We start from the raw sequence: 21,130 nt of genomic DNA on the forward strand, positions 1-21,130 counted from the left end.
TTATGGGCCCGCTAAACGCGCTCTGCTGCGACCTACTTGGGTGCCGGGCCTGTTGAGCCCCGCACGGTGAGGTGCGTCGGCATGACAGCTAGCCGCCGGCTGGAACCGGCGTGAAGCCGATCCAGTTGGGCCAGGAGCATGGACACGGCCACCCGCCCTGCCTGCTCAATCGGTGAAGCCATGGTGGTGAGGGGTGGATTGCAGAAGTCGGCGCCGAAAATGTCGTCGCAGCCCACAATGCTCATGTCTTCAGGGACGCGGATCCCGCGCTCCCGAAGGCGCTGCAGCATGCCGATGGCCAGGAGGTCGTTGAAGACAATGCAGGCCGTTGCCCCGGTTCGCGCCGCAGCGTCGGCGGCTGCTGCTCCGGACGTTGTTTTGGGGGTGAAGGGTCCTACCCGGGAGGTGGTCAGTCCGCGATCACGGCTTTCGTCTTCAAAAGTCTTCCAGCGTTTGGCGTTTGACCATGACGACGCCGGCCCGCCGACGTAGCAGATCCTGGTGTGGCCCAGTGATGTCAGGTGTTCAAGGGCCTGGACTACGGCGCCGGGGGTGTCGATGACCACGGTGGGGGCGTTGGCTGAGGAGCGGTTGATGGTGACGATTGCCTGCGAGCTTGCCGCCTCCAGAATCTGGGCATCGGTGAGGCGGGAGGCGGCAAGGATGAATCCGTCGGCGGTCCGCTGCATCTTCTGCAGGGTGTCGGCTTCCATTTCGGCCGACTCTTCGGTGTCCACCAGCAGCTGGGTGTAGCCGGCGGCTTTGAGCTGGTTCTGGGTGCCGCGGATGATGTCGAAGTAGAACGGGTTGGTGACGTCGGGAACCAGCAGGGCGATGGCATTGGTTCGGCCGGAGCTAAGGCTGCGGGCCTGCGAACTGGGGACGTAGTTGAGCTCGGCGGCCACTTTCTCGATGCGTTCACGGGTTGCCCGGTTCACGCGGTCCGGGTTGGAAAGGGCCCTGGAGACAGTGGATGTTGCCACTCCCGCCAAGGCAGCAACATCCTTGATTGTGGGTGCGGATCCCCGCCCGTTCGTCTCAGCCATAAAAAGATTGCACCATCTCATGGCAACTTTTGGCAACCGCTTGCCGCAGCTTTGCCACACTCCTAGACTCGAAGCCGAAGCCCCTGTGACGTAGACCACTACCGGGCTGTGTATCCAAGGAGGAAACAATGAGGTTTGCACCATCAGCCAAGCTTGCCGCCGTCGCTCTGACTGCCGCGCTGGCACTGACAGCCTGCGGCGGGAGCGGCAACAGCACGACGTCGGCCAGCTCCGGGGGTGCCGTTGACGGAACAGGCAAGACACTGAATGTCCTGACCGGCGTCAACAACCAGTATCCGGAAGAGCAGAAGAAGTGGCAGAGTGACATCGCCGCCAAGTTCAAGGCAAAGACCGGCGCGGAGGTGAAATTTGAGACCTTCGCATCAGCAAACGACGAACTGACCCGCATCCAGACCTCTGTTGTTTCCGGCCAGGGCCCGGACGTCTACACCCTGGGCACCACATTCACGCCAACTGCCTACGCCACCAAAGCCTTCGTGACTCTTTCCGAGGACGACTGGAAGAAAGTAGGCGGCAAGGACCGGTTCAACCCCGCCGCCCTTGGCATCTCCGGCCCGGACTCCGAGCACCAAGCAGGCATCCCGTTTGTCAGCCGTCCGTTCGTCATGGCTTATAACAAGGACCTCCTGGCAGCGGCGGGTATCGAAAAGCCTGCAACCTCGTGGGACGAGCTCGCCGAGCAGGCAAAGAAAATGACCAACGCCAGCGCGGGAACCTACGGTCTGGCCACCGGGTACAAGGACAACTTTGATCCCTGGAAGTTTATCTGGGCCATGTCCGTGCAGGCAGGCAATCCGCTGGTGGACGGCAACAAGCTGAAGATGGATGACCCCACAGTCAAGAAGGCCTACGAAACCTACTTCGGCTGGCTCACCAAGGACAAGGTGGTGGATCCGGCAGCGATCGGCTGGAGCAACAGCAACGCGGTAGCAGCCTTCGCCTCCGGCAAGGCCGGATACCTGATGATGACCACGTCCAGCTCCATTCCCACCCTGGACAAGTCCGCTATCGCCGGCAAGTACGCCTACTCCCTGATGCCCACCACGGCTCCGGGCGAGTCTTCCCCCAAGGGCGACGGCGACAAGGCCGCAAGCATCCTCTCCGGCGACAACGTAGTGGTAGCCGACTACTCCCAGCAGAAGGACTTGGCGTTCGCCTATGTCGAGCTGATCACTTCCAAGGACGAGCAGTTGAACTACCAGAAGATCTTCGGCGAGCTCCCTGCCAATGCCGAGGCACTGGCAACCCTGACTGATCCCAAGCTGAAGCCCATCGCGGATGCTGCGGGCAAGTCCAAGGCAACACCCTTCACCGGTGCTTGGGGCGATATCCAGCTGGGCCTCCTGAACGTGACCGTCCAGTCCATCCCGGACCTGGCCAAGGGATCCGTTGATGAGAGTGCCCTGGAATCACGCTTGAAGGACGCCCAGTCCAAGGGCCAGGCTTCCCTCGACCGGGCTGCGAAGTCCTAGGCAGGGTCTCCCATGTCCACTGATTCCTTCAGGGAAATGAAACCTGTGTCCGGTCCGGCTGCCCGCGGGCAGCTGGCCCGGTCCGGGTCGACAGAGCCAGCGCTCGACGCCGGTGCCTCACCGGCCGCAGACACAGGAACCCTCCAGCCGGCCGGCGGTGGCCGGAAACCTGTCCGCCGCAAGGGCTTGAGCGAGCGGAACCGTCCACTGTGGATGCTGATCCCCGGCGGCGTCCTGATGTTCGTCATCATCGTGGTCCCGCTGTTCCTGGGTATCTACATGTCGGCGCTCAACCTCGACCAGTACTCGCTGCGCAAGTGGGTCAGCGCACCGTTCATCGGCGTCGAGAACTTTGTGGAGGCCTTGACCGATTCGCCGCTGCTCCACTCGGTGTGGCTGAGCGTCAGCTACTCGCTGATCGCCATGCTCGTCACCTTGCCCTTGGGCATCGCAGCGGCTGTTGCTACTCAGAATGCCTTCAAGGGCAGGGCGCTCATACGTTCGATCTTCTTGATCCCGTACGTGCTCCCTTCCTTCGTGGTGGCAACAGTGTGGCGGACCATGTTCCAGCCGGACGGAGTCATCAACTCCGCACTGGGTGTGTTCGGCGTGGACGGTGGGCTCTGGCTCAACGGGCCGCAAACATATTGGACGCTGATCCTGGTCCAGATTTGGGCATCCTGGCCGTTCATCTACCTGCTGGCACTTTCCGGCCTGCAATCCGTGGACCACGAAGTCCATGAGGCCTCGGCCCTGGACGGCGCTCTGTGGTGGAACAAACTGCGCTATGTCGTCTTCCCGTATCTCAAGGGCCCGCTGTCTCTGGCTTTCCTGATCGGCATGCTGCACCACATCAATAACTTCACGCTCCCGTTCGTGCTGTTCGGCGTCCCGGCCCCATCCGACGTCGAAGTTCTGCCGATCCTCACCTACGTCACCAGTTTCCAGAGCTTCCGTTTCGGCCTCAGCGCCGCCATGGCGTTTGTGTCCCTGGTGTTGATCGCCATTCCGCTGTTCATCTACCTTCGCGCCGTCAAGTTGGACGACGCCGAGACGCCGGGAGGCAAGAAGTGAGCGCATCAACCACCTCGGTCCGCGGCACGTCCCGCCCGGACCCGTCGGTGGCTACGTTCCGGCCCGGTTCAAAGCGGCAGCACGAAGTCACCCGGCTCCTGCCTGGCCCGATGCTGGCCATCATCCTCACGGTCCTGAGCGCCATCGTCCTGATCCCGGTTGCCTACATTTTCCTGGCATCGGTGAACTCGGATATCGGCGTCGCCAACGGCGAGTTTTGGCCGTCCAGCTTCTCGCTGGAGAACTACACCAAGATCTGGTCCAGCGTGGGCCTGGCGAAGGGCCTTGCAAACAGCGTCCTGGTAGCCGGCGCCACCGCCGTGGTGTCGGCAGCCATGTCCGTGTCCATCGCCTACGTGCTGGTCCGCTACCAATTCCGCGGGCGGCTGACCATCCTTCGCGGCCTCCTGGCGCTGCAGTCGGTGCCGGGTACGCTGATGGTCCTTCCGGTGTTCGTGCTCTTCTCTTCGGCCGCCAGCTACCTTGGCATCCAGGTGATCGGTACGCAATGGGGCCTCTTTGTCACCTACCTGACGTTCGCGATGCCCTTCTCCACCTGGGTGATGGTCACCTATCTGCGCGGCTTGCCACGCGAACTGGAAGAGGCGGCAAGGATCGACGGCGCCAGCAACCTGGGCGTCCTGGTCCGGATCATCCTCCCGCTCAGCTGGCCCGGAATTGTGGTCTCGGGCATCTTCGCCTTCCTGCTTGGCTGGAACGATGTCCTCTTTGCCTCGGTGATGACCCGGCCAGAAAGCCAGACGGCAGCCGTGGCCCTGCAGATCTTTGGAGCTTCCCAGGAGGGTGGAGCAATTCCCCTGTACGGCCAAATGATGGCGGCCTCGCTGGTGTGTGCGGCGCCCGTCGTGATTCTCTACCTGATTTTCCAACGTTACCTAGTGGGCGGTCTGACCGCCGGAGGAGTCAAATAGCAATGACAGGTTCAGCAAAAGTCGAGTGGACGCTCTCCGGGTTCGGCGATGAGATCAGTGATGATCCAGTGGTCCAGATCGCTGTGCTGCAGGCCCTCGGCGCGAACCACATTGAAGTACGCAGCGCGTGGGGCACCAACATCGTGGATCTCGACGCCGGTCAGCTCGAGCAGCTCAAGTCCCTCCTGGAGGACGCCGGTATGGGGGTTTCCGCAATCGCTTCTCCCATCGGCAAGGTGGACGTGAGCCTCCCGGTGGAACACGAACTGGACCGCCTGCGCCGGGCAGCCAATGCGGCACACGTGCTGGGCGCCCGCTATATCCGGATCTTCTCCTTCTACTACGGAGAAGGCGTGGCTGTGGACAGCATCCGGGACGAGGTCATCGTGCGGATGCGCGCTTTGGCGGCCTTGGCGGAAGAGCAGGACGTGGTCCTTCTTCACGAGAACGAGAAGGACATTTTCGGAGACACCCCCGATCGCGTGCTCGACATCATTGAGTCCGTGGACTCGCCGGCCCTGAAAGTCGCCTGGGACCCGGCAAACTTCGTCCAAGTGGGCGTCAAGCCCTTCGATGAGGGATACGCAAAGCTGCGGCCCCATCTGGAGTACCTGCAGGTCAAGGACGCCCGGTTCGCTGATGGAGTGGTGGTTCCCTCCGGTGAAGGCGACGGCGACCTGCTCCGGACAGTCAAAGCCCTGAAGGAAGACGGTTACGTGGGCTTCGCCAGCCTCGAACCACACCTCGCCGGCGCCCACGGGCTCGGCGGATTCTCCGGACCCACCGCGTTCGGAATGGCAGCACGAGCCTTTGCAAAAGTAGTGAACGAAGCTGGAGTGGAAACCAAGTGAGCACTGATACGAACCGGATCATCAACGTAGCCATTGCCGGGTGCGGCAGCATCGGCAGGACGCACGCAGCCGCCGTCGGCGAATTGCCTGAACTGCGCGTCACGGCGCTCGTGGACGAGATCGAGGAAGCCGCAACAGCCCTGGCACAGCAGATCGAAGACACCGGTGCCGCCCGCCCGGCCACGTTCGGGAGCCTGCGTGAAGCGCTGGCGGGTGACGACGTCGACCTCGTCATCATCGCAACTCCCAGCGGCCTGCACATCGAGCAGGCGCTGGAGGTGCTGGCCGCCGGCAAACACGTTGTCATCGAGAAACCGCTGGATGTGAACCTGGACCGGGCAGACGAAATCCTGGCCGCAGCAAAAGATGCGGAGGACAAGGGACTCGTTGCCACCGTCATCAGCCAGCACCGTTTCGATCCGGCGTCGGTCCTGGTGGACAAGGCACGCCGCGCAGGGCGGTTCGGTCGGTTGACCTCGGCCATCGCATCGGTGAGCTGGTTCCGCAGCCAGGGCTACTACGATTCCGGCGCGTGGCGCGGAACGTGGGCCATGGACGGCGGCGGTGCGGTCATGAACCAAGGTGTGCACACCGTGGACCTCCTTCTCTGGTTCCTGGGCAAGCCGGTGGAGATCAGCGCCAAGACGGCGTTGCTCGCACACACGGACGTTGAGGTCGAGGACACTGCGGTGGCCACCCTGACCTTCGAATCCGGCGCGCTCGCGGTGCTTCACGCAACCACGGCGGCCTACCCGGGACTCACTGTCCGGCTCCAGGTCATGGGTTCAACCGGTTCGGCCGTCATCGACAACGACAATCTCGAGTACTTCCACGCAGGGGACCCGGAGGAAGTCAACAAGAATCCGATGGGTGTCCGCGGCGGTGGAAACCAAGCCGAGGCGGAGCTGGCCACGTTCGACGAACCAGCGGTGGATACCAACCTGGACCCCACGGTCTACCCGGCCGGACACATCCGTCAGTACCGCGACGTCGTGGACGCCATCCGCAACCGCAGGGCACCCGGCGTCACCATCCAGGATGCCATCACCGCCCTCGGCACGGTCCGGGCGCTGTACGTATCGGCGACCCTTGGCAAGCCGGTCCTGATCGCCGACGTCCTGGCGGGCAAGTACAACGACGTGCAGGTACGCACCGGAAACGGCCACTTTGAGGAGGTCACGGCATGAAATTCTCCGTCTTCACGGCATCCACCCCGGAATGGACTCCGGAAGAGGCTGCCACGACGCTGGCCGCGCAAGGCTGGCACGGCATCGAATGGCGCGTCACGGATCAAGCGGAGGCACCGGAGCCCGGCTTCTGGGCAGGGAACAAAGCCACTTGGCCCATGACCGGGCTTGAAGACTCCCTCCCTGAAATTGCCCGGCTGACCCGCGAAGCGGGCCTGGAATACTCCGGCCTGGGTGGGTACGCCCGTTGTGACGACCACGACGGCGTTGAACGGGTTCTCGCCGCAACGGCGGCTTTGGGCGCCCGGCAAGTCCGGGTCAATGTCCTTCCTTTGGGCAACTCGACCATGGGCGGCCAGGAACCGAGCGGGCTGTCCTATCCCGAACTGTTCGCCGCCACCCGTGAGCACTACGAATGGGTCGCGGAGCGGGCCGCGCACCACGGCGTCAAAGCACTCGTTGAACTGCACCACGGCACCGTGACGGCATCCGCTTCATCTGCGCGAAGGCTCCTGGAGGGCCTGGACCCACAGCACGTGGGCGTCATCCACGACCTGGGCAACCTGCTCATCGAGGGCTGGGAGTCGCTCCTCCCTGGGCTCGAACTGCTCGGGCCGTACCTTTCCCACGTGCATGTCAAGAATGCCCGCTGGGTCCGCACGGAGGAACGCGACGCGGCAGGCGCTGCCGTTTGGGCCAATGAGTGGGCTCCGCTCGCCGAAGGGCAAGGCAGTGTCCTGGCCTATTTCCAGGCGCTCGCAGCCGTGGGCTACGACCAATGGGTCACCGTGGAGGACTTTTCAACGGAGGTTCCACTGGCCGACCGCACCGCCGGAAACCTTGAATTCCTCCGCCGGGCTGCTGCCGCAGCGGGACTGACCGTCAGCGGAAGCAACTCCGCTGACCTGCTCTCGAAAGGCTGAACCGATGTCCCCGTCAATCGCAGCCCATCCGGACCGGCTCCTTCCCGCGGACCCAAGAACCCGCGAGATCGCCCGCGGGTTGCTGTCCAGGGTCCAGGATCTCCCCATCATTTCCCCGCACGGCCACGTGGATGCGGCGGTGATCGAACGGAACACTCCCTTTCCCGACCCTGCCGAGCTCCTGGTCACTCCGGACCACTACGTCACGCGCCTGATACATGCCTCCGGCGTGCCCATGGAGCAGTTGCAGGGCGGGAATCCACAAGGCGCCAGGGGAGTCTGGCGGCGGTTCGTCGAAGCGTGGCCGCTCTTCGAGGGCACCGCGTCCGGGTACTGGCTTCGCACCCAGTTCGAGCAGGTGTTCAAGCTCGGGGCCGAGCTGTCCGAGCTCTCCGCGGACGCCAGCTACGACGCCATTTCCGACCGGCTCGTGGAGCCGGACTTCCGTCCGCGGCAACTCTGCAAGGACTTCAACATCGAGGTCCTTGCCACCACCGACGATCCCCTCGACTCGCTGGACAGCCATGCTGCGCTGGCCGCCGACCCGTCCTTCAACGGCCGGGTGCTGCCAACGTTCCGGCCGGATGCTTACATCAATATCGCGAACCCGTCTTGGGCGTCGAATGTCGAGCGGCTGATCGAAACCGCGGCCGACGGCGCAACCGGCTACGCCGGCTACATCGCGGCCCTGGAAAACCGGCGTCGTTATTTCGTGGATCATGGCGCCGTGTCCGCCGATCATGGCGTGCGGACCCCGGCGACCCTCAAACTGGACGACGCCGACGCCGAGGCCCTCTTCGAGAAGGCCCGCGCAGGGCAGGCCACGGCCGCGGACCGTGATGCGTTCGAGGCCCACATGATGTACCAGATGGCGCGGATGTCGGTGGAAGACGGACTGGTGATGACCATCCATCCGGGCTCCTACCGCAACCACCACGGCCCCACCTTCGAGGCCTTCGGCGCCGACACCGGGCACGACATTCCCTTCGCGGTGAACTACACCGAGGCCATCCGCCCGCTGCTGCAGGATTTCGGCACGGCCAAGGATTTCCACCTGGTCCTCTTCACCCTGGACGAGACCGTGTTCTCCCGGGAGTTGGCACCCCTGGCGGGCTTCTACCCGTCGGTCTACATCGGTGCGCCGTGGTGGTTCCTGGACGCGCCGGATGCGATGTTGCGGTTCCGTTCGGCCGTCACCGAAACGGCAGGCTTCTCGAGGTCTTCAGGCTTCATCGATGACACCCGGGCGTTCTGTTCCATCCCGGCCCGGCACGACGCTTCCCGCCGGATCGAGGCAGCGTTCCTCGCCCGGCTCGTAGCCGAGCACCGCGTGAGCGAGGACCGCGCGCACGAGCTGATTGTCGACGTCGTGGATTCCTCGCCCAGAAGGGTCTTCAAACTGTGAGCTCCCAAGAGGCGTTGCCACGGCTGAACCGGACCCTGGCGTTTACCGGCGCCACGCCACCCATCCGGATGGTGCACCTGGGCTTGGGCGCCTTCCATCGCTCGCACCAGGCCTGGTACACCCAGCATGCCGGCGACGCCACCGAATGGGGGATCGCGGCTTTCACCGGCAGGCGCCCGGATGCGGCCGCCGTCTTGGCAGCCCAGGACGGGCTGTTCACAGTGGTGGAACGCTCGGGCGGCGGTGACACTTTCGAGGTGGTGGGAAGCATCGTCCGGGCCATCGACGGAGCTGATGTGGGGTCGCTCGTGGAACTGGTCTCCGCCCCGGCCACAGCGGTCGTTACCCTGACCATCACCGAGGCAGCTTACGGGCCCGGTGCCACGGACCTTCCGCTGCTGGCCTCCGGAAAGGAACCTGCGACGCCGATGGGCCGCTTGGTCGCGGGCCTCGCCGCCCGCAGGACGAACGACGCCGGACCGCTCGCCGTCGTGAGTTGCGACAATCTCTCCGACAACGGAAACGTGGCCCGCCAAGCGGTGCTGTCTCTGGCGCGGGAGTTCGATGCCGGGCTGGCGGAGTGGATCGAAGCGAACGTCAGCTTTGTCAGCACGTCCGTGGACCGGATTACGCCGCGAACCACCCCGGACGATATCGCACTGGTGGCCTCTTCCTGCGGCTACCAGGACGATGCCCCCGTGGTCACCGAGCCGTTCCACAACTGGATCCTCAGCGGAAACTTTCCCGCAGGACGCCCCCAGTGGGAGGACGCCGGAGCTGTGTTCGTTGACGACATAGAACCCTACGAGAACCGCAAGCTTTGGCTGCTCAACGGTGCCCACTCGATCCTTGCCTACGCAGGCTTGGTCAGGGGGCACACCACCGTGGCGGAGGCCCTCGCAGATTCCGTCTGCAGGGAGGCCGTTGAGGAGTTCTGGGACGAGGCAGGGCAACACCTGACAGCCCCCGACCTGCACATACCGGAGTACAGGGCCGCCCTGTTGGAGCGCTTCGGCAATTCACGGATCGCCCATCATCTCAGCCAAATCGCGGCGGACGGAACCACGAAGCTCAGGATGCGTTCCGTGCCTGTGCTGCACGCCGAGCGATCCGCCGGACGTGTAGGGGCGGGTGCGGCCGGCATGATCGCGGCGTGGGCTGCCTGCCTTGCTGTGAAGCCGGACCTCCAGGACCCCTTGTCGGCCGAGATCAGGGCAGCGAACGCACTCACAGGTGAGCCTCGGACTGCTGCCTTGCTCCGGCTCATCGGCCCCGAACTGGCAAAGGAACCGCAGCTTGTATCCCTGGTGCACGGTCTTCAGGACCGTTTTGCCGCCGCTCCCACGCCCGCCTCCCATTGATTTCCCACACCTTCCGGAAGGACCAACGACCATGAAAATCATTGCTGCCGAAGTGTTCGTGACCAGCCCCTCGCGTAACTTCGTGACGTTGCGGATCACTACCGAGGACGGGGTGACCGGTATTGGTGACGCGACGCTCAATGGCCGGGAACTCGCCGTCGCCGCGTATTTGAAGGAGCACGTTGCGCAGTTGCTGATCGGCAAGGATCCACACCGGATCGAGGACACTTGGCAGTTCCTTTACCGCTCCTCGTACTGGCGTCGTGGCCCGGTGACCATGGCCGCGATCGCCGCCGTGGACATGGCATTGTGGGACATCAAGGGCAAGGTGGCCGGGCTGCCCGTCTACCAGTTGCTGGGTGGCGCGTCCCGGAACGGTTTGCGGGCTTACGGGCATGCCTCGGGTTCGGACATTCCCTCGCTCTTTGATTCGGTCCGCGAGCACCTGGAGCTGGGCTACAAGTCCATCCGTATCCAGACCGCCATTCCCGGCATCAAGGCCGTGTACGGTGTTGCCGCGCAGGCCCAGGCTTCGGGGGAGCGGTACGACTACGAACCCGCCGGCCGTGGCGCGTTCCCCCTCGAGGAGGACTGGGACACCCGCGCCTACCTCCGCCACCTGCCCACAGTGTTCGAAGCCGTGCGCAACGAGTTCGGCCCCGAGATCCCGCTGCTGCACGACGGCCACCACCGCATGACCCCCATCCAGGCCGCCAAGCTCGGCAAGGCCCTGGAACCGTACGACCTCTTCTGGCTCGAGGACTGCACCCCGGCCGAGAACCAGGAGGGCCTGCGCCTGGTCCGCCAGCACACCACCACCCCGCTGGCTATCGGCGAAATCTTCAACACCGTGTGGGATTACCAGACGCTTATCAAGGAACAGCTGATCGACTACGTCCGTGCCGCGTCCACGCACTTCGGCGGCATCAGCCCGTTGAAGAAGGTCATGGACTTCGCCGCGCAGTACCAGATCAAGTCCGGCTTCCATGGACCCACGGACATTTCGCCGGTCGGTTTCGCAGCCCAGTTGCACGTTGGCCTGGCCATCCACAACTACGGCATCCAGGAATACATGCAGCACTCGGACAAGACCAACGAGGTCTTCCAGCAGTCCATGACCTTCAAGGACGGTTACCTGCACCCGGGCGACAACCCCGGCATCGGCGTCGAATTCAACGAAGAAGCCGCTGCTGCGTTCCCGTACCAGCAGGCCTACCTGCCGTACAACCGCCTCGTGGACGGCACGGTTCATGACTGGTAAACCGCTCCACATCGTCGTGATGGGCGTCGCCGGTTGCGGCAAAAGCACCGTTGGCGCCGCCCTCGCCGAACGCCTCGGCGCGGAATTCCTCGACGGCGATGCGCTGCACCCGCAGGCGAACATCGACAAGATGGCCTCCGGCACTCCGCTCAACGACGACGACCGGGCACCGTGGCTCGCCGAAATCGGCAGGCGATTCTCGGCGTCGGACGCTCCCCTGGTGATCGCCTGCAGCGCGCTCAAGCGTGCCTACCGGGACCTCATCCGCAGGGGCGACCCCTCCGTGGTGTTCGTCCACCTGCACGGAAGCCGCGAGGTGCTGAACGAGCGCATGAACTCCCGGCCCGGTCACTTCATGCCGGCCTCGCTGCTGGACTCGCAACTGGCTACCCTTGAACATCTCCAAACCGACGAAGAAGGAGTGGTTGTGGACATCGAGACGCCCGTTCAGCAGATCGTTGACCAGGCCGTGGAATCGTTGCTGGGCCCGCAGGATGATGCAAGCAGGTTCCTGGTGGACCTCAAGGCGGCACCGTTCACGCTGGACGACGCAGCCGTGGAATGGGTTGAATCCACCATCGCGTCCATGACCTTGGAAGAGAAGATCGGCCAGCTCTTCATCAACCACAACAACCACTACGCGCCTGAGTATCTGGACAACGTGCTGGAGAACTTCCACGTGGGCGGCATGCGCTACCGGCCCGGCCCGTCGGGTGCGGTCCAGGAACACATCCGCTATGCGCAGTCGAAGACGCGGATCCCCTTGCTGGTGGCCTCCAACCCGGAGATGGGCGGCGCCGGAAGCTGCGACGACGGCACGTTCGTCTCCACGCACCTCCAGGCGGGTTCACACCCGGACAAGTCGATCGCCCGCCGCATGGGCGAGGTTGCCGGCGTCGAAACCGCTGCCCTCGGGTGCAACTGGGCTTTCGCGCCGATCGTGGACATCCACTACAACTGGCGGAACACCGTCATCTCCACGCGGGCGTTCGGCAACACGCCGGAGATCGTGGTGGAACGGGCCAGGGAGTATTTCGACGGCATCAGTGAGTCGCCCACGGTGTGCGCCATGAAGCACTTCCCGGGCGACGGCATTGACGAGCGCGACCAGCACGTCGTGACCTCGTACAACACTCTGGGCTACGAGGAATGGAACGCGACGTACGGGCACGTGTACCGGGAAATGATCGGGCACGGCGTGCAGTCGATCATGGTGGGGCACATTGGCGCACCGGAGGTTTCCCGGCACTTCCGTCCAGGCCTCACCGATTCGGAGGTCCGGCCTGCGACCCTTGCACCGGAACTGCTGCAGGATCTGCTGCGCGGCGAACTCGGCTTCAATGGCCTGGTACTCACGGATGCTTCGCTCATGGTGGGACTGACGCAGGCCATGAAACGGCGCGACCTTGTTCCGGCAACGATTGCGGCAGGCTGCGACATGTTCCTCTTCTTCCGCAACCCGGAGGAGGACTTCCAGTTCATGCTGGACGGCTACAAGTCGGGCATCATTTCTGATACCCGACTCGAAGATGCCCTGCGGCGGATCCTCGGGCTGAAGGCAAGTCTTGGCCTGCACGTGACGCCCCGGGAATCCTTGGTTCCTTCCTCGGAGGCGCTGGCCGTCATAGGCAGCGACGCACACCGGTCCATCGCAGCGGACATCGCAGACAAGACTGTGACGCTCGTTAAGGACACGGCACACAACCTGCCCATCACCCCGGAAACCCACCGGCGCATCCGCCTGTACGGGATCTCTGGCGGGGCTGACTTCACCCGCGCCGACCCTCTGGCCTACCTGGACACTGTCCGCGAAGAGCTGGAAGCGGCAGGCTTTACCGTGGACGTGTTCAAGACCGCCGAACAGCGGGAGGCCGCAGGGGAGACGGGCATGAACTTTATGAGTGTGCTCGCCGAGGAAGCCACTTCAGACTATGCGGAGCGTTACGACGCAGCCTTCGTGTTCGCCAACGTCAAGGGCTTCGCGCAGGAAGCGGCCATCCGCATCAAGTGGTCCTCGCCCATGGCCGCCGAAATCCCTTGGTACGCCACGGAGATTCCTACAGTGTTCGTTTCCTTGAACCAACCGAACCACCTGATCGACGTGCCCATGGTCAAGACCGCCATCCACGCCCACGCAGGAACGCGGGAGGCCATCCGCGCGACCACCCAGAAAATCCAAGGGAAGTCCGAATTCCAGGGAACGTTCAACGAGAACGTGTTCTGCGGTTCGTTCGACACCCGCCTCTAGCTCCTGGCTCGCAGCGGGAACGCAACGATTCCACGGCGCAGATTGCGGCGCCGCGGCTTCCGTAGAATAGGAACCATGACTTCCTCGCCTGACACCTCAGTTGCCCGCGCCCGCCTTCTTGAACTCATTAAAGAACTGGCGGTGGTCCGCGGAAAGGTGATCCTGTCCAGCGGCAAGGAAGCCGATTACTACATCGACCTCCGCAGGATCACCCTGCACCACGAGGCTTCCAAGCTCGTCGGCCAGGTCATGTTGGCAATGATTGACGACGCCGGCATCCCGCTTGAGTGCGCGGGCGGCCTCACCATGGGTGCCGACCCGGTTGGTACCGCTGTGATGCACGCAGCTGTTGACGCCGGCCGCACCGTGGACGCGTTCGTTGTCCGCAAGGCGCAGAAGTCGTACGGCATGGGCCGCCAGGTGGAAGGTCCCTCGGTTGAAGGACGCAACGTTGTGGTCCTTGAAGACACCTCCACCACCGGCGGTTCCGCACTGACCGCCGTCGAAGGTGTCCGGAAGGCAGGCGGCAACGTTGTGGCCGTCGCCGTGATCGTTGACCGCAACACGGGCGCCAAGGAAAAGATCGAAGCCGAAACGGGTGTCCCGTACCTCTTTGCCTTTGGCAAGGATGAGCTGGGCCTCGACTAAGCGCGGCCCCCGGCTGGCGGCGTTGAAGACCGCAGGGCAACGTACTACGGTAGTACCAAATATGGCCGTGGGAGGGAGCCCCTCATGAGGATCAAGAACAGCGTCACCAGCCGGGAGTTCAATCACACCTCCAGCGAAATTCTTCGCCAGGTCCGCGAAGGTAACGTGATTCCCGTGACTTACGGCCGGGACGGCGAGGTGGTGGCGTACGTGGTTCCGGCTTCCACCCTAAGGAACCACGATGAGATTGAAGCCGTCCATCGAGCTGTCACTGCTCATCGTCCGTCGGCGCGGGACGTGGTTATGGGTTCCACAGTGATCTTCAATTCCGAAGACACCCTTCGCGAAATGCGTGATGGGGAACGCTACTGATGCCGATGGTCGGTGCGGGGTGTTATCTGGACACGTCTTCGCTGATCCGACTGTTGACGCCCCACCATCCCTCCCGTCAGACGCTGGTGGATTACCTGGACCATGCAGATCTCTGGGACAAGCTGTACACAAGTAAACTGACACAGCTTGTGGCCACCCGTGTGGCCGTCAGGGACGGTAACCAAGACCTGCGTACGCAGGTGAACCTCTTCCTGGAACAGATAACGGTGATGCCCATCTCGGATGACATCCTGACCCGGGCCATGGAAATCCCGTTCCACGTCAAATCCCTTGACGCCATACACGTCGCCTCGGCGGCAGCCGCAACTGTAGTCATAACCTCGGACAAGAACATGACAGACGTGTTGAACAAGCTCCATCAGCACCCGGAATGGTCAGCCATGTACCGCTTCAGCGATATCGTCGGCTAAGAGCGACGCGGGGGCGGCATCGGAGAACAGAATGCCCCCAAGGGCGCATCCTAAGGGCAATCGCAGTGCACTTTCCATGGGGCTGTAAGGCCGTGCTTTCGAAGCCTATGCTTGCTGCGTGGGCGTTCAGGTAGGCAGGCTTCCGGCACCGCCGGAAGTGGAAGAAGACCTCCCGCTGACCGCCACGCCTGAGCCGGGCCCGAAGCCTGGGGCGGGGACGGAGCCAGCGGAGGATCCGGGTTCATGGGCCCGGATCCTGCCGTATGCTGCCCGGTTGAAGAAGTCGTCGCGTCGTAACTTCCTCATCGCGGCCGGAGCCTCTGCGGCCTTGGCAGGGGACATGTTGTTCACCCGGCATGTTCAGGCCGAACGACGTTCCCCGAAAATCCTCCGCGTCCCGGATTCCTTCGCGGACCTCTACTTCCCGAAGGCCAGCTGGATCCTCTTCCCGGGTTACAAAACCAGTTGGGAAGAGGCCCAGTGGATCCTCAACTCACTCCGGCCGGCACTTCACCAGCGAGGGCGCCTTGCGGCGGTGGGATATTCCAACCTGGGGCTGGACGTAGACGAAGTTGTTCGCGAACTCGTCCTGCACGTGCGCGAACTGGGCTTGGAGAAGCTCTACTTCTACGGCCACAGCTTCGGCGGCATGCTCGCTACCCAGGTTGCCGCGCGCTTGCTGGAACTGCATGGCGTCGAAACCGAGCTGATCGTCCTGGATTCGAGTCCGTTCAGCCGAGCAGACGTCCTGGACCAAAGCTGGTTCGACGGCGTGGTGTTCCTTTACGAGAACGGGTTCCGCATCCCCTCGGTTCTTCGCGGCGGCTATGAGCTGGGGGAGCGGTTGGTCCACAAGGACGAGCGCTCCTGGCGGCAGATCCTGGATCAGACGGCCGAGCAGCTCTCGCCGATCGCGCCCTCCAGCGTGTTGGTCCAGACCGAATCCGCCTACATCTACCACTTCGATGGCCTGCGGTTCGTGGGCAAGCTGGGTCCGGCGAAGATGGCCTACATGGGGAACTCCGGCGACGCGACAGTGAACTACCTGACGGCCCGTGCCGGGTGGAGCAAGGTGTTCGCCGAAAACATGAAGCTGCCCATCCTCAGCACGGAAGGAGCCCGGCCCGCCCACGCCAGCCCGCAATGGAATGGCGACGTGTACCGGCCGTTGCTGGAGCACGTGCAGAACCAGCTTGAACCGCTCCCGCCCGCCCGGGAAGAGCCGTCGTACGAGGAACCGAACGGCAGGATCATCCGCCCGGCTTAGTTTTCATTTGCCGGTGCGCAGGGCTTCAAGCTCGACGGCGGACAGGCCCGCCTCGCGCAGGAAGCCCTCCGCGTCGCCGAACTCGCGGGCGAAGCCCACGAGGAAATGCCGGATGGCGGCCTCGGGACTCTGCAGGATCATGAGCTCCGGGCTGAAGTACTGTGCGGGCGTCGAAGGGACGTGCAAGCGCCACGTTTCGGCCATGACGCCGAGAAGGTTTGGCAGGTTTTGCGTAGTGGCTGTGTAGTCGTTCACCACGGCCTCGTCCGGGGCGCCGGAGGCGAGGAGCGCCACCGCTGACACCACGCCCGTGCGGTCCTTGCCCAGCGAGCAATGGATCAAGGTCCGTTTGCCCTGCGCAACCGGCCGCAAGGCGTCGGCAACCCACTCCGGACGGATGCGAAGCCAGCCCAGGTAGAGGTCGCCAAGGTCCTCGGGGGTCTCCACTGCCTGCAGCGATCCAGCAACTGTGTTCGGATCCAGGGGGTTGTTGATGAGCTCGGGCGAACCGTCACCCACCTGCCACGGCACCATGGACCGCTCCAGCTCGCTGCGGAGATCGACGATGGCCTGGATGCCGTGCTCCGCCAGGAATTCCGACGTCGCAGCCGCATCCAGGCCGAACGGCTGGCTCCCCCTGAGAATCCGGCCGCCGGCCAGAGGACGCAGATTGAGCACAGCCATGATGGATTCCCTAGATCTGGCTCTTGAGATCGGCAACGGAGTTCAGGATCTGGTTGGGCCTGAACGGGAAGGAGACGATCTCTTCGCGTTGGGTGATGCCGCTGAGGACCAGGACCGTGTGGAGGCCCGCTTCCATGCCCGCGACGATGTCCGTGTCCATGCGGTCGCCGATCATGGCGGTGGTTTCGGAATGGGCATCGATCTGGTTCATGGCGGAACGGAACATCATGGGGTTTGGCTTGCCCACGATGTACGGTTCGCGGCCCGTTGCCTTGGTGATCATGGCCGCGATGGCACCGGTGGCGGGGAGGGGGCCGTCCTTGGAGGGGCCGGTGGCGTCCGGGTTGGTGGCGATGAAGCGGGCGCCGGCCAGGATGTGGCGCACCGCCATGGTGATCGCTTCGAAGGAGTACGTGCGTGTTTCACCGAGGACCACGAAGTCGGGGTCGGTGTCCGTGAGGATGAACCCGGCCTCGTGAAGGGCGGTGGTGAGGCCGGCTTCGCCGATGGTGTAGGCGCGGTTTCCGGAGTCCGAGGATTGGACCTGGTCCTTGAGGAACTGTGCCGTAGCCAAGGCCGAGGTCCAGATGTTCTCTTCCGGGATCTCCAGGCCGGAGGCGCGCAGGCGTGCGGCGAGGTCACGCGGGGTGAAGATCGAGTTGTTGGTCAGCACCAGGAACCGCTTGGACGTATCCACCCAGCGCTGGACGAGCTCGGCAGCTCCGGGGATTGCCTGGTTTTCGTGGACCAGTACGCCGTCCATGTCCGTCAGCCAACACTCGATTTCATGGCCGTTGCGGTACACGGAGTCGGACGTCTGGGGCGTGGATTCTTCTGCCATATTTGCCTCCGGCTGGGGTTGTTCATGCACTGCGTCCCAGTCTTTCATTATTCAGACCGCCAGACACCCCGGGGTCTTGCTATGTGGATAGATCTACCCATGCGGAAAGCCGCTTTTGACTTGCAAGCCCAGTGGCAGGCTGAACTACTTGAGGGGAACATCTGATCGTCACGCCGGCCACGCCAGGAGCCGGCCTCCTGAAAGGGCCCTCATGAGCAACAACAACGGCGTCCCCCAGCCTCCCTACAACCCGGATGGCGTCCCGCAGCCCCGCTACGCGACGGACCAAGACCAGTACCGGCAGTACCAGCCCGGGCAGACCGAGGCCCTCCCGGCACAATCTGAACCGACGCAGGCCTACCCCGCCCAGCCCGGCTACCCCGCCCAGCAGCCCTACGCCGCCCAACCCGGCTACGCGGCGCGCCCCGGCATGCCCGGCAACCCCGACCCCGGCAACCACAACAAGAAGGCGCTGTTCCTGATCCTCGGCGGGATCGCCGTCGTCGTGGTTATTGCGCTGGTGGTGGTTTTCGCGTGGCTGATCCCGTCCGTCGCGAAGCCTGTTGCAGTGGAAACGGCGACGCCAACCGCGGAAGCCAGCGACGCGGCGTCGGACGCGTCCGCGGAAGCCGAACCGTCGGAGGAACCGTCAGGCTCCTCCGACATTCCCGCCGGTGCCATCCCGCTCCCCGCCGGTTGGGACCAGTTGGCCGGCCCCAGCAACGTCCCCGCGGACGGCGATCCATTGTTCAGCAAGTGGGTCACCGGCGAATCGTCGTTCCAGTATCTGGCTGAGTGGACGCACGACGAGTCGTTCGGAATCACCAAGGACCCCTCAACAGGAGAGGAAATCCAGAAGAAGGCACAAGGCACTACTGAAACCGACGGCGACGGCATTGCCCTCGCCTACGCGTTCTTCGCCGAATCCGAGGAAGGAAAGTTCGGCAAGGATCCGGAAAAGGTCAAGGCAGCGATCAAGGACATCGAGGCCCGCTACCAGGGCATGACGGCCACGGAACTGCCGCAGAACCTGGTGGGCCACAAATGCGCATCGGACTTCAAGACCACCATGCCGGAGATCCGCGAATTCCGCCGCGGAGCAGCCGTGGTGGTTGGCTTCACGTGCACCAACGCGCGGGGCGAGGAAATCCAGGCCGTCAACCTGTTCTCCGTCACGCCGTGGGGAACCCCGCAGATGCTGGGCGTGAGCGGGCACAAGGAGTATTGGGACGCCCACCCCGGACTCTTCCAGCAACTGGCCAACTCGTACCGGATCAACAAGTGGAAGGTCGGCTAGCGCCCGCGGCTAAAGTTGAGGGGTGACTGAACTTCCCCCCAACGAAACCCCGCCAACAGTTGACGGAACCACAGCAGATGGTGAGGCCGAAGCGAAGGCGGAGGTCGGCGTCGGGCCTTGGGAAGGCGACTGGCCGGAAGGCGAGCACTGGGACCCGGACCTGCTGCGCGACGGCGACCGCCGCAACGTGGTGGACCAGTACCGCTACTGGAAGCACGAGGCGATCGTGGCGGACCTCGATTCCAAGCGCCACGAGTTCCACATTGCCATTGAGAACTGGCAGCACGACCTCAACATCGGCACCGTGGTGCGTACCGCGAACGCGTTCCTCGCCAAGGAAGTCCACATCATCGGACGACGGCGGTGGAACCGTCGCGGGGCCATGGTCACCGACCGCTACCAGCACGTCCGTCACCACCCCACCGTGGAGGACTTCGTGCAGTGGGCGGAGGCGGAAGGGCTGGCCGTGATCGGCATCGACATCTTCCCGGACTCCGTGCCCCTGGAGACTTACGACCTACCGCGGAAGTGCGTGCTGGTTTTCGGGCAGGAAGGTCCGGGCCTCACCCCGGAGGTCCACGACGCCGCCGTCGCGACGCTTTCCATCGAGCAATTCGGCTCCACACGGTCAATGAATGCAGCATCCGCCGCTGCGATCGCGATGCACGCCTGGGTTCGCCGCCACGTGTTCAAGCAACCGGTCTAACCCCCGCCGAGATGGCAGTTGATGACAATCCGACGCCCCGGGATTGTCATCAAATGCCATCTCGGCGAGGCGTGTGCTGCCCTGGCTGTGGATAACCCAGATGGGCGCCTCGTGGAACGGCCAGAATGGGGCATGCGCAGGAAAGAACTACCCGAACACCTCCTCACAGGTTCGTTCTCTGTGCGCGCGTCGGACAAAGCCGGTGTGACCAGGTCACGGACCCTGGCCAAGGACTTGGTGTTGGTGTCTCGCGGGATTCGCCTGCCGGCCGCGTCCGACGCATCCGGAGCCTCGGCTCTGCGCGCATATACGGACCTGGACGATTCGTCGATTCTGGTTTCCCTCTCGGCGGCGAGGATCTGGGGCATTCCCTTGCCTGGCAACCGGAACCGGGATTGGCGCATCCACCTCGCGCGGCGCCGGGGGTTCAGTTTTCCGCGGCGGGTCAAGGTGGTGGGGCATGCGTTGAGTTTCCTCCCGGGCGAGGTACTGGAGCACGACGGCGTCAGGCTCACCTCGCCGGCGCGGACATGGTTGGACTTGGCTGCGCTGTTGAGCGTGGAAGACCTCGTGGCGGCGGGTGACCACCTGGTGTGTTCCCACGGCCCGGAATTCCCTGTTCCCAAAGAAGCGCTCTGCAGCATTGAGGAGTTGATGGAAACCGTGGGCCGCCATCCGGGCATGCGGGGAGTAAGGACTGCGCGGGCGGCGCTTGAACTCATCAGGGTTGGTGCTGACTCTGCCCCGGAATCACACATGCGTCTTGCCTTGGTCAACGCGAACCTTCCTGAACCCTTGCTCAACCACGTGGTCAGGAACCACATTGGCCAAGCTGTGTTGTGGCCGGACGCTGCCTACCTCGAGTATCGGGTCTCCCTCCAGTACGACGGCCAACACCATGGCGGTGCGGACCAACATCTAAAGGACATCGAGCGCCAGGAAAAGTCCCTCGCCCACGGCTGGTTGGAAGTCCGGATCTCCAAGCACGACCTCGAAGGTGAGCGGCCCGCCGTCGTACATAAGGTCCGCCGCGCGCTCCAAAGCCGAGGCTGGAAGCGGCTTTGATCCTCCGCGAGTTGGCATTTAATGGCAGTGTTTCTCTC

General features: G+C 63.8%; 20 protein-coding genes. 17 read left to right on the forward strand and 3 right to left on the reverse strand.

Translation table 11 applies throughout. The annotated features are described in order from the left end of the window. Positions 1 to 32 precede the first annotated feature (32 nt). Positions 33 to 1,046 (reverse strand): LacI family DNA-binding transcriptional regulator, encoded by a 1,014-nt coding sequence (locus ACFVSJ_RS12100; protein ID WP_387437037.1) that lies wholly within the window; start codon positions 1,044 to 1,046, stop codon positions 33 to 35. Between the two features lie 128 nt (positions 1,047 to 1,174). Here ACFVSJ_RS12100 and ACFVSJ_RS12105 point away from each other — a divergent pair, with 128 nt between their 5' ends. The 14 genes from ACFVSJ_RS12105 (at position 1,175) to ACFVSJ_RS12170 (ending at position 16,499) form a co-directional block, all read left to right on the forward strand. Further along, a complete protein-coding gene (locus ACFVSJ_RS12105; RefSeq protein WP_387437038.1) occupies positions 1,175 to 2,539 on the forward strand; it encodes an ABC transporter substrate-binding protein in 1,365 nt (454 codons plus the stop codon). Positions 2,540 to 2,551: 12 nt separating this feature from the next. Further along, the gene (locus ACFVSJ_RS12110) at positions 2,552 to 3,613 is read left to right on the forward strand and encodes a carbohydrate ABC transporter permease (protein ID WP_387437039.1); all 1,062 of its coding nucleotides are present in this window, start codon (positions 2,552 to 2,554) and stop codon (positions 3,611 to 3,613) included. Beyond that, positions 3,610 to 4,545: a carbohydrate ABC transporter permease gene (locus ACFVSJ_RS12115; RefSeq protein WP_387437040.1), complete on the forward strand. Its 936-nt coding sequence runs from the start codon at positions 3,610 to 3,612 to the stop codon at positions 4,543 to 4,545. Before ACFVSJ_RS12110 ends, ACFVSJ_RS12115 begins: the two co-directional genes overlap by 4 nt. 2 nt (positions 4,546 to 4,547) lie before the next feature. Next, the gene (locus tag ACFVSJ_RS12120; protein WP_387437041.1) at positions 4,548 to 5,396 is read left to right on the forward strand and encodes a sugar phosphate isomerase/epimerase family protein; all 849 of its coding nucleotides are present in this window, start codon (positions 4,548 to 4,550) and stop codon (positions 5,394 to 5,396) included. Beyond that, a complete protein-coding gene (locus tag ACFVSJ_RS12125; protein WP_387437042.1) occupies positions 5,393 to 6,583 on the forward strand; it encodes a Gfo/Idh/MocA family protein in 1,191 nt (396 codons plus the stop codon). Before ACFVSJ_RS12120 ends, ACFVSJ_RS12125 begins: the two co-directional genes overlap by 4 nt. Continuing rightward, positions 6,580 to 7,506 carry a sugar phosphate isomerase/epimerase family protein gene (locus ACFVSJ_RS12130; protein WP_387437043.1) on the forward strand — a complete coding sequence of 309 codons (927 nt, stop codon included), beginning with the start codon at positions 6,580 to 6,582 and terminating at the stop codon, positions 7,504 to 7,506. Before ACFVSJ_RS12125 ends, ACFVSJ_RS12130 begins: the two co-directional genes overlap by 4 nt. Positions 7,507 to 7,510: 4 nt before the next feature. Next, on the forward strand, positions 7,511 to 8,911 hold the full coding sequence (gene uxaC / locus ACFVSJ_RS12135; protein WP_387437045.1) for a glucuronate isomerase: 1,401 nt from the start codon (positions 7,511 to 7,513) through the stop codon (positions 8,909 to 8,911). Between the two features lie 68 nt (positions 8,912 to 8,979). Next, a complete protein-coding gene (locus tag ACFVSJ_RS12140) occupies positions 8,980 to 10,272 on the forward strand; it encodes a mannitol dehydrogenase family protein (RefSeq protein WP_387437079.1) in 1,293 nt (430 codons plus the stop codon). A gap of 31 nt (positions 10,273 to 10,303) precedes the next feature. Next, on the forward strand, positions 10,304 to 11,533 hold the full coding sequence (manD, locus tag ACFVSJ_RS12145) for a D-mannonate dehydratase ManD (protein WP_387437046.1): 1,230 nt from the start codon (positions 10,304 to 10,306) through the stop codon (positions 11,531 to 11,533). Further along, the gene (locus tag ACFVSJ_RS12150) at positions 11,523 to 13,781 is read left to right on the forward strand and encodes a gluconokinase, GntK/IdnK-type (protein WP_387437047.1); all 2,259 of its coding nucleotides are present in this window, start codon (positions 11,523 to 11,525) and stop codon (positions 13,779 to 13,781) included. Before manD ends, ACFVSJ_RS12150 begins: the two co-directional genes overlap by 11 nt. 75 nt (positions 13,782 to 13,856) lie before the next feature. After that, positions 13,857 to 14,429, forward strand: a complete 573-nt coding sequence (gene pyrE, locus ACFVSJ_RS12155; RefSeq protein WP_387437048.1) for an orotate phosphoribosyltransferase — start codon at positions 13,857 to 13,859, stop codon at positions 14,427 to 14,429. An 84-nt stretch (positions 14,430 to 14,513) separates the two neighbouring features. Further along, on the forward strand, positions 14,514 to 14,801 hold the full coding sequence (locus tag ACFVSJ_RS12160) for a hypothetical protein (RefSeq protein WP_387437049.1): 288 nt from the start codon (positions 14,514 to 14,516) through the stop codon (positions 14,799 to 14,801). After that, a complete protein-coding gene (locus tag ACFVSJ_RS12165; protein WP_387437050.1) occupies positions 14,801 to 15,232 on the forward strand; it encodes a type II toxin-antitoxin system VapC family toxin in 432 nt (143 codons plus the stop codon). The genes ACFVSJ_RS12160 and ACFVSJ_RS12165 overlap by 1 nt, the downstream gene beginning before the upstream one ends. Before the next feature lie 118 nt (positions 15,233 to 15,350). Further along, complete coding sequence (locus ACFVSJ_RS12170) at positions 15,351 to 16,499, forward strand: alpha/beta fold hydrolase (RefSeq protein ID WP_387437051.1); 1,149 nt, start codon at positions 15,351 to 15,353, stop codon at positions 16,497 to 16,499. Between the two features lie 3 nt (positions 16,500 to 16,502). Here the strand turns inward: ACFVSJ_RS12170 and ACFVSJ_RS12175 are convergent, their stop codons facing one another. Next, the gene (locus ACFVSJ_RS12175; protein WP_387437052.1) at positions 16,503 to 17,183 is read right to left on the reverse strand and encodes a tyrosine-protein phosphatase; all 681 of its coding nucleotides are present in this window, start codon (positions 17,181 to 17,183) and stop codon (positions 16,503 to 16,505) included. A gap of 10 nt (positions 17,184 to 17,193) precedes the next feature. After that, complete coding sequence (locus tag ACFVSJ_RS12180) at positions 17,194 to 18,024, reverse strand: HAD-IIA family hydrolase (RefSeq protein WP_387437053.1); 831 nt, start codon at positions 18,022 to 18,024, stop codon at positions 17,194 to 17,196. Positions 18,025 to 18,235: 211 nt separating this feature from the next. Between ACFVSJ_RS12180 and ACFVSJ_RS12185 the strand changes: the two genes are divergently transcribed. From ACFVSJ_RS12185 to ACFVSJ_RS12195, 3 genes are all read left to right on the forward strand, one after another. After that, positions 18,236 to 19,321 (forward strand): hypothetical protein, encoded by a 1,086-nt coding sequence (locus ACFVSJ_RS12185; protein ID WP_387437054.1) that lies wholly within the window; start codon positions 18,236 to 18,238, stop codon positions 19,319 to 19,321. Between the two features lie 22 nt (positions 19,322 to 19,343). Next, on the forward strand, positions 19,344 to 20,027 hold the full coding sequence (locus ACFVSJ_RS12190; protein WP_387437055.1) for a TrmH family RNA methyltransferase: 684 nt from the start codon (positions 19,344 to 19,346) through the stop codon (positions 20,025 to 20,027). Positions 20,028 to 20,159: 132 nt separating this feature from the next. Beyond that, a complete protein-coding gene (locus ACFVSJ_RS12195) occupies positions 20,160 to 21,092 on the forward strand; it encodes an endonuclease domain-containing protein (protein WP_387437056.1) in 933 nt (310 codons plus the stop codon). Positions 21,093 to 21,130 lie beyond the last annotated feature (38 nt).

The sequence above is a fragment of the Paenarthrobacter sp. NPDC058040 genome, from assembly GCF_042885775.1.
In the GTDB taxonomy this organism is placed as follows: Bacteria; Actinomycetota; Actinomycetes; order Actinomycetales; family Micrococcaceae; genus Arthrobacter.

Bases quoted from the DNA above. Each gene is read 5' to 3' on its own strand.
- ACFVSJ_RS12100 (WP_387437037.1), bottom strand. From the start codon at position 1,046: ATGGCTGAGACGAACGGGCGGGGATCCGCACCCACAATCAAGGATGTT.
- ACFVSJ_RS12105 (WP_387437038.1), top strand. From the start codon at position 1,175: ATGAGGTTTGCACCATCAGCCAAGCTTGCCGCCGTCGCTCTGACTGCC.
- ACFVSJ_RS12110 (WP_387437039.1), top strand. From the start codon at position 2,552: ATGTCCACTGATTCCTTCAGGGAAATGAAACCTGTGTCCGGTCCGGCT.
- ACFVSJ_RS12120 (WP_387437041.1), top strand. From the start codon at position 4,548: ATGACAGGTTCAGCAAAAGTCGAGTGGACGCTCTCCGGGTTCGGCGAT.
- ACFVSJ_RS12130 (WP_387437043.1), top strand. From the start codon at position 6,580: ATGAAATTCTCCGTCTTCACGGCATCCACCCCGGAATGGACTCCGGAA.
- uxaC (WP_387437045.1), top strand. From the start codon at position 7,511: ATGTCCCCGTCAATCGCAGCCCATCCGGACCGGCTCCTTCCCGCGGAC.
- ACFVSJ_RS12140 (WP_387437079.1), top strand. From the start codon at position 8,980: ATGGTGCACCTGGGCTTGGGCGCCTTCCATCGCTCGCACCAGGCCTGG.
- manD (WP_387437046.1), top strand. From the start codon at position 10,304: ATGAAAATCATTGCTGCCGAAGTGTTCGTGACCAGCCCCTCGCGTAAC.
- ACFVSJ_RS12150 (WP_387437047.1), top strand. From the start codon at position 11,523: ATGACTGGTAAACCGCTCCACATCGTCGTGATGGGCGTCGCCGGTTGC.
- pyrE (WP_387437048.1), top strand. From the start codon at position 13,857: ATGACTTCCTCGCCTGACACCTCAGTTGCCCGCGCCCGCCTTCTTGAA.
- ACFVSJ_RS12160 (WP_387437049.1), top strand. From the start codon at position 14,514: ATGAGGATCAAGAACAGCGTCACCAGCCGGGAGTTCAATCACACCTCC.
- ACFVSJ_RS12165 (WP_387437050.1), top strand. From the start codon at position 14,801: ATGCCGATGGTCGGTGCGGGGTGTTATCTGGACACGTCTTCGCTGATC.
- ACFVSJ_RS12175 (WP_387437052.1), bottom strand. From the start codon at position 17,183: ATGGCTGTGCTCAATCTGCGTCCTCTGGCCGGCGGCCGGATTCTCAGG.
- ACFVSJ_RS12180 (WP_387437053.1), bottom strand. From the start codon at position 18,024: ATGGCAGAAGAATCCACGCCCCAGACGTCCGACTCCGTGTACCGCAAC.
- ACFVSJ_RS12185 (WP_387437054.1), top strand. From the start codon at position 18,236: ATGAGCAACAACAACGGCGTCCCCCAGCCTCCCTACAACCCGGATGGC.
- ACFVSJ_RS12195 (WP_387437056.1), top strand. From the start codon at position 20,160: ATGCGCAGGAAAGAACTACCCGAACACCTCCTCACAGGTTCGTTCTCT.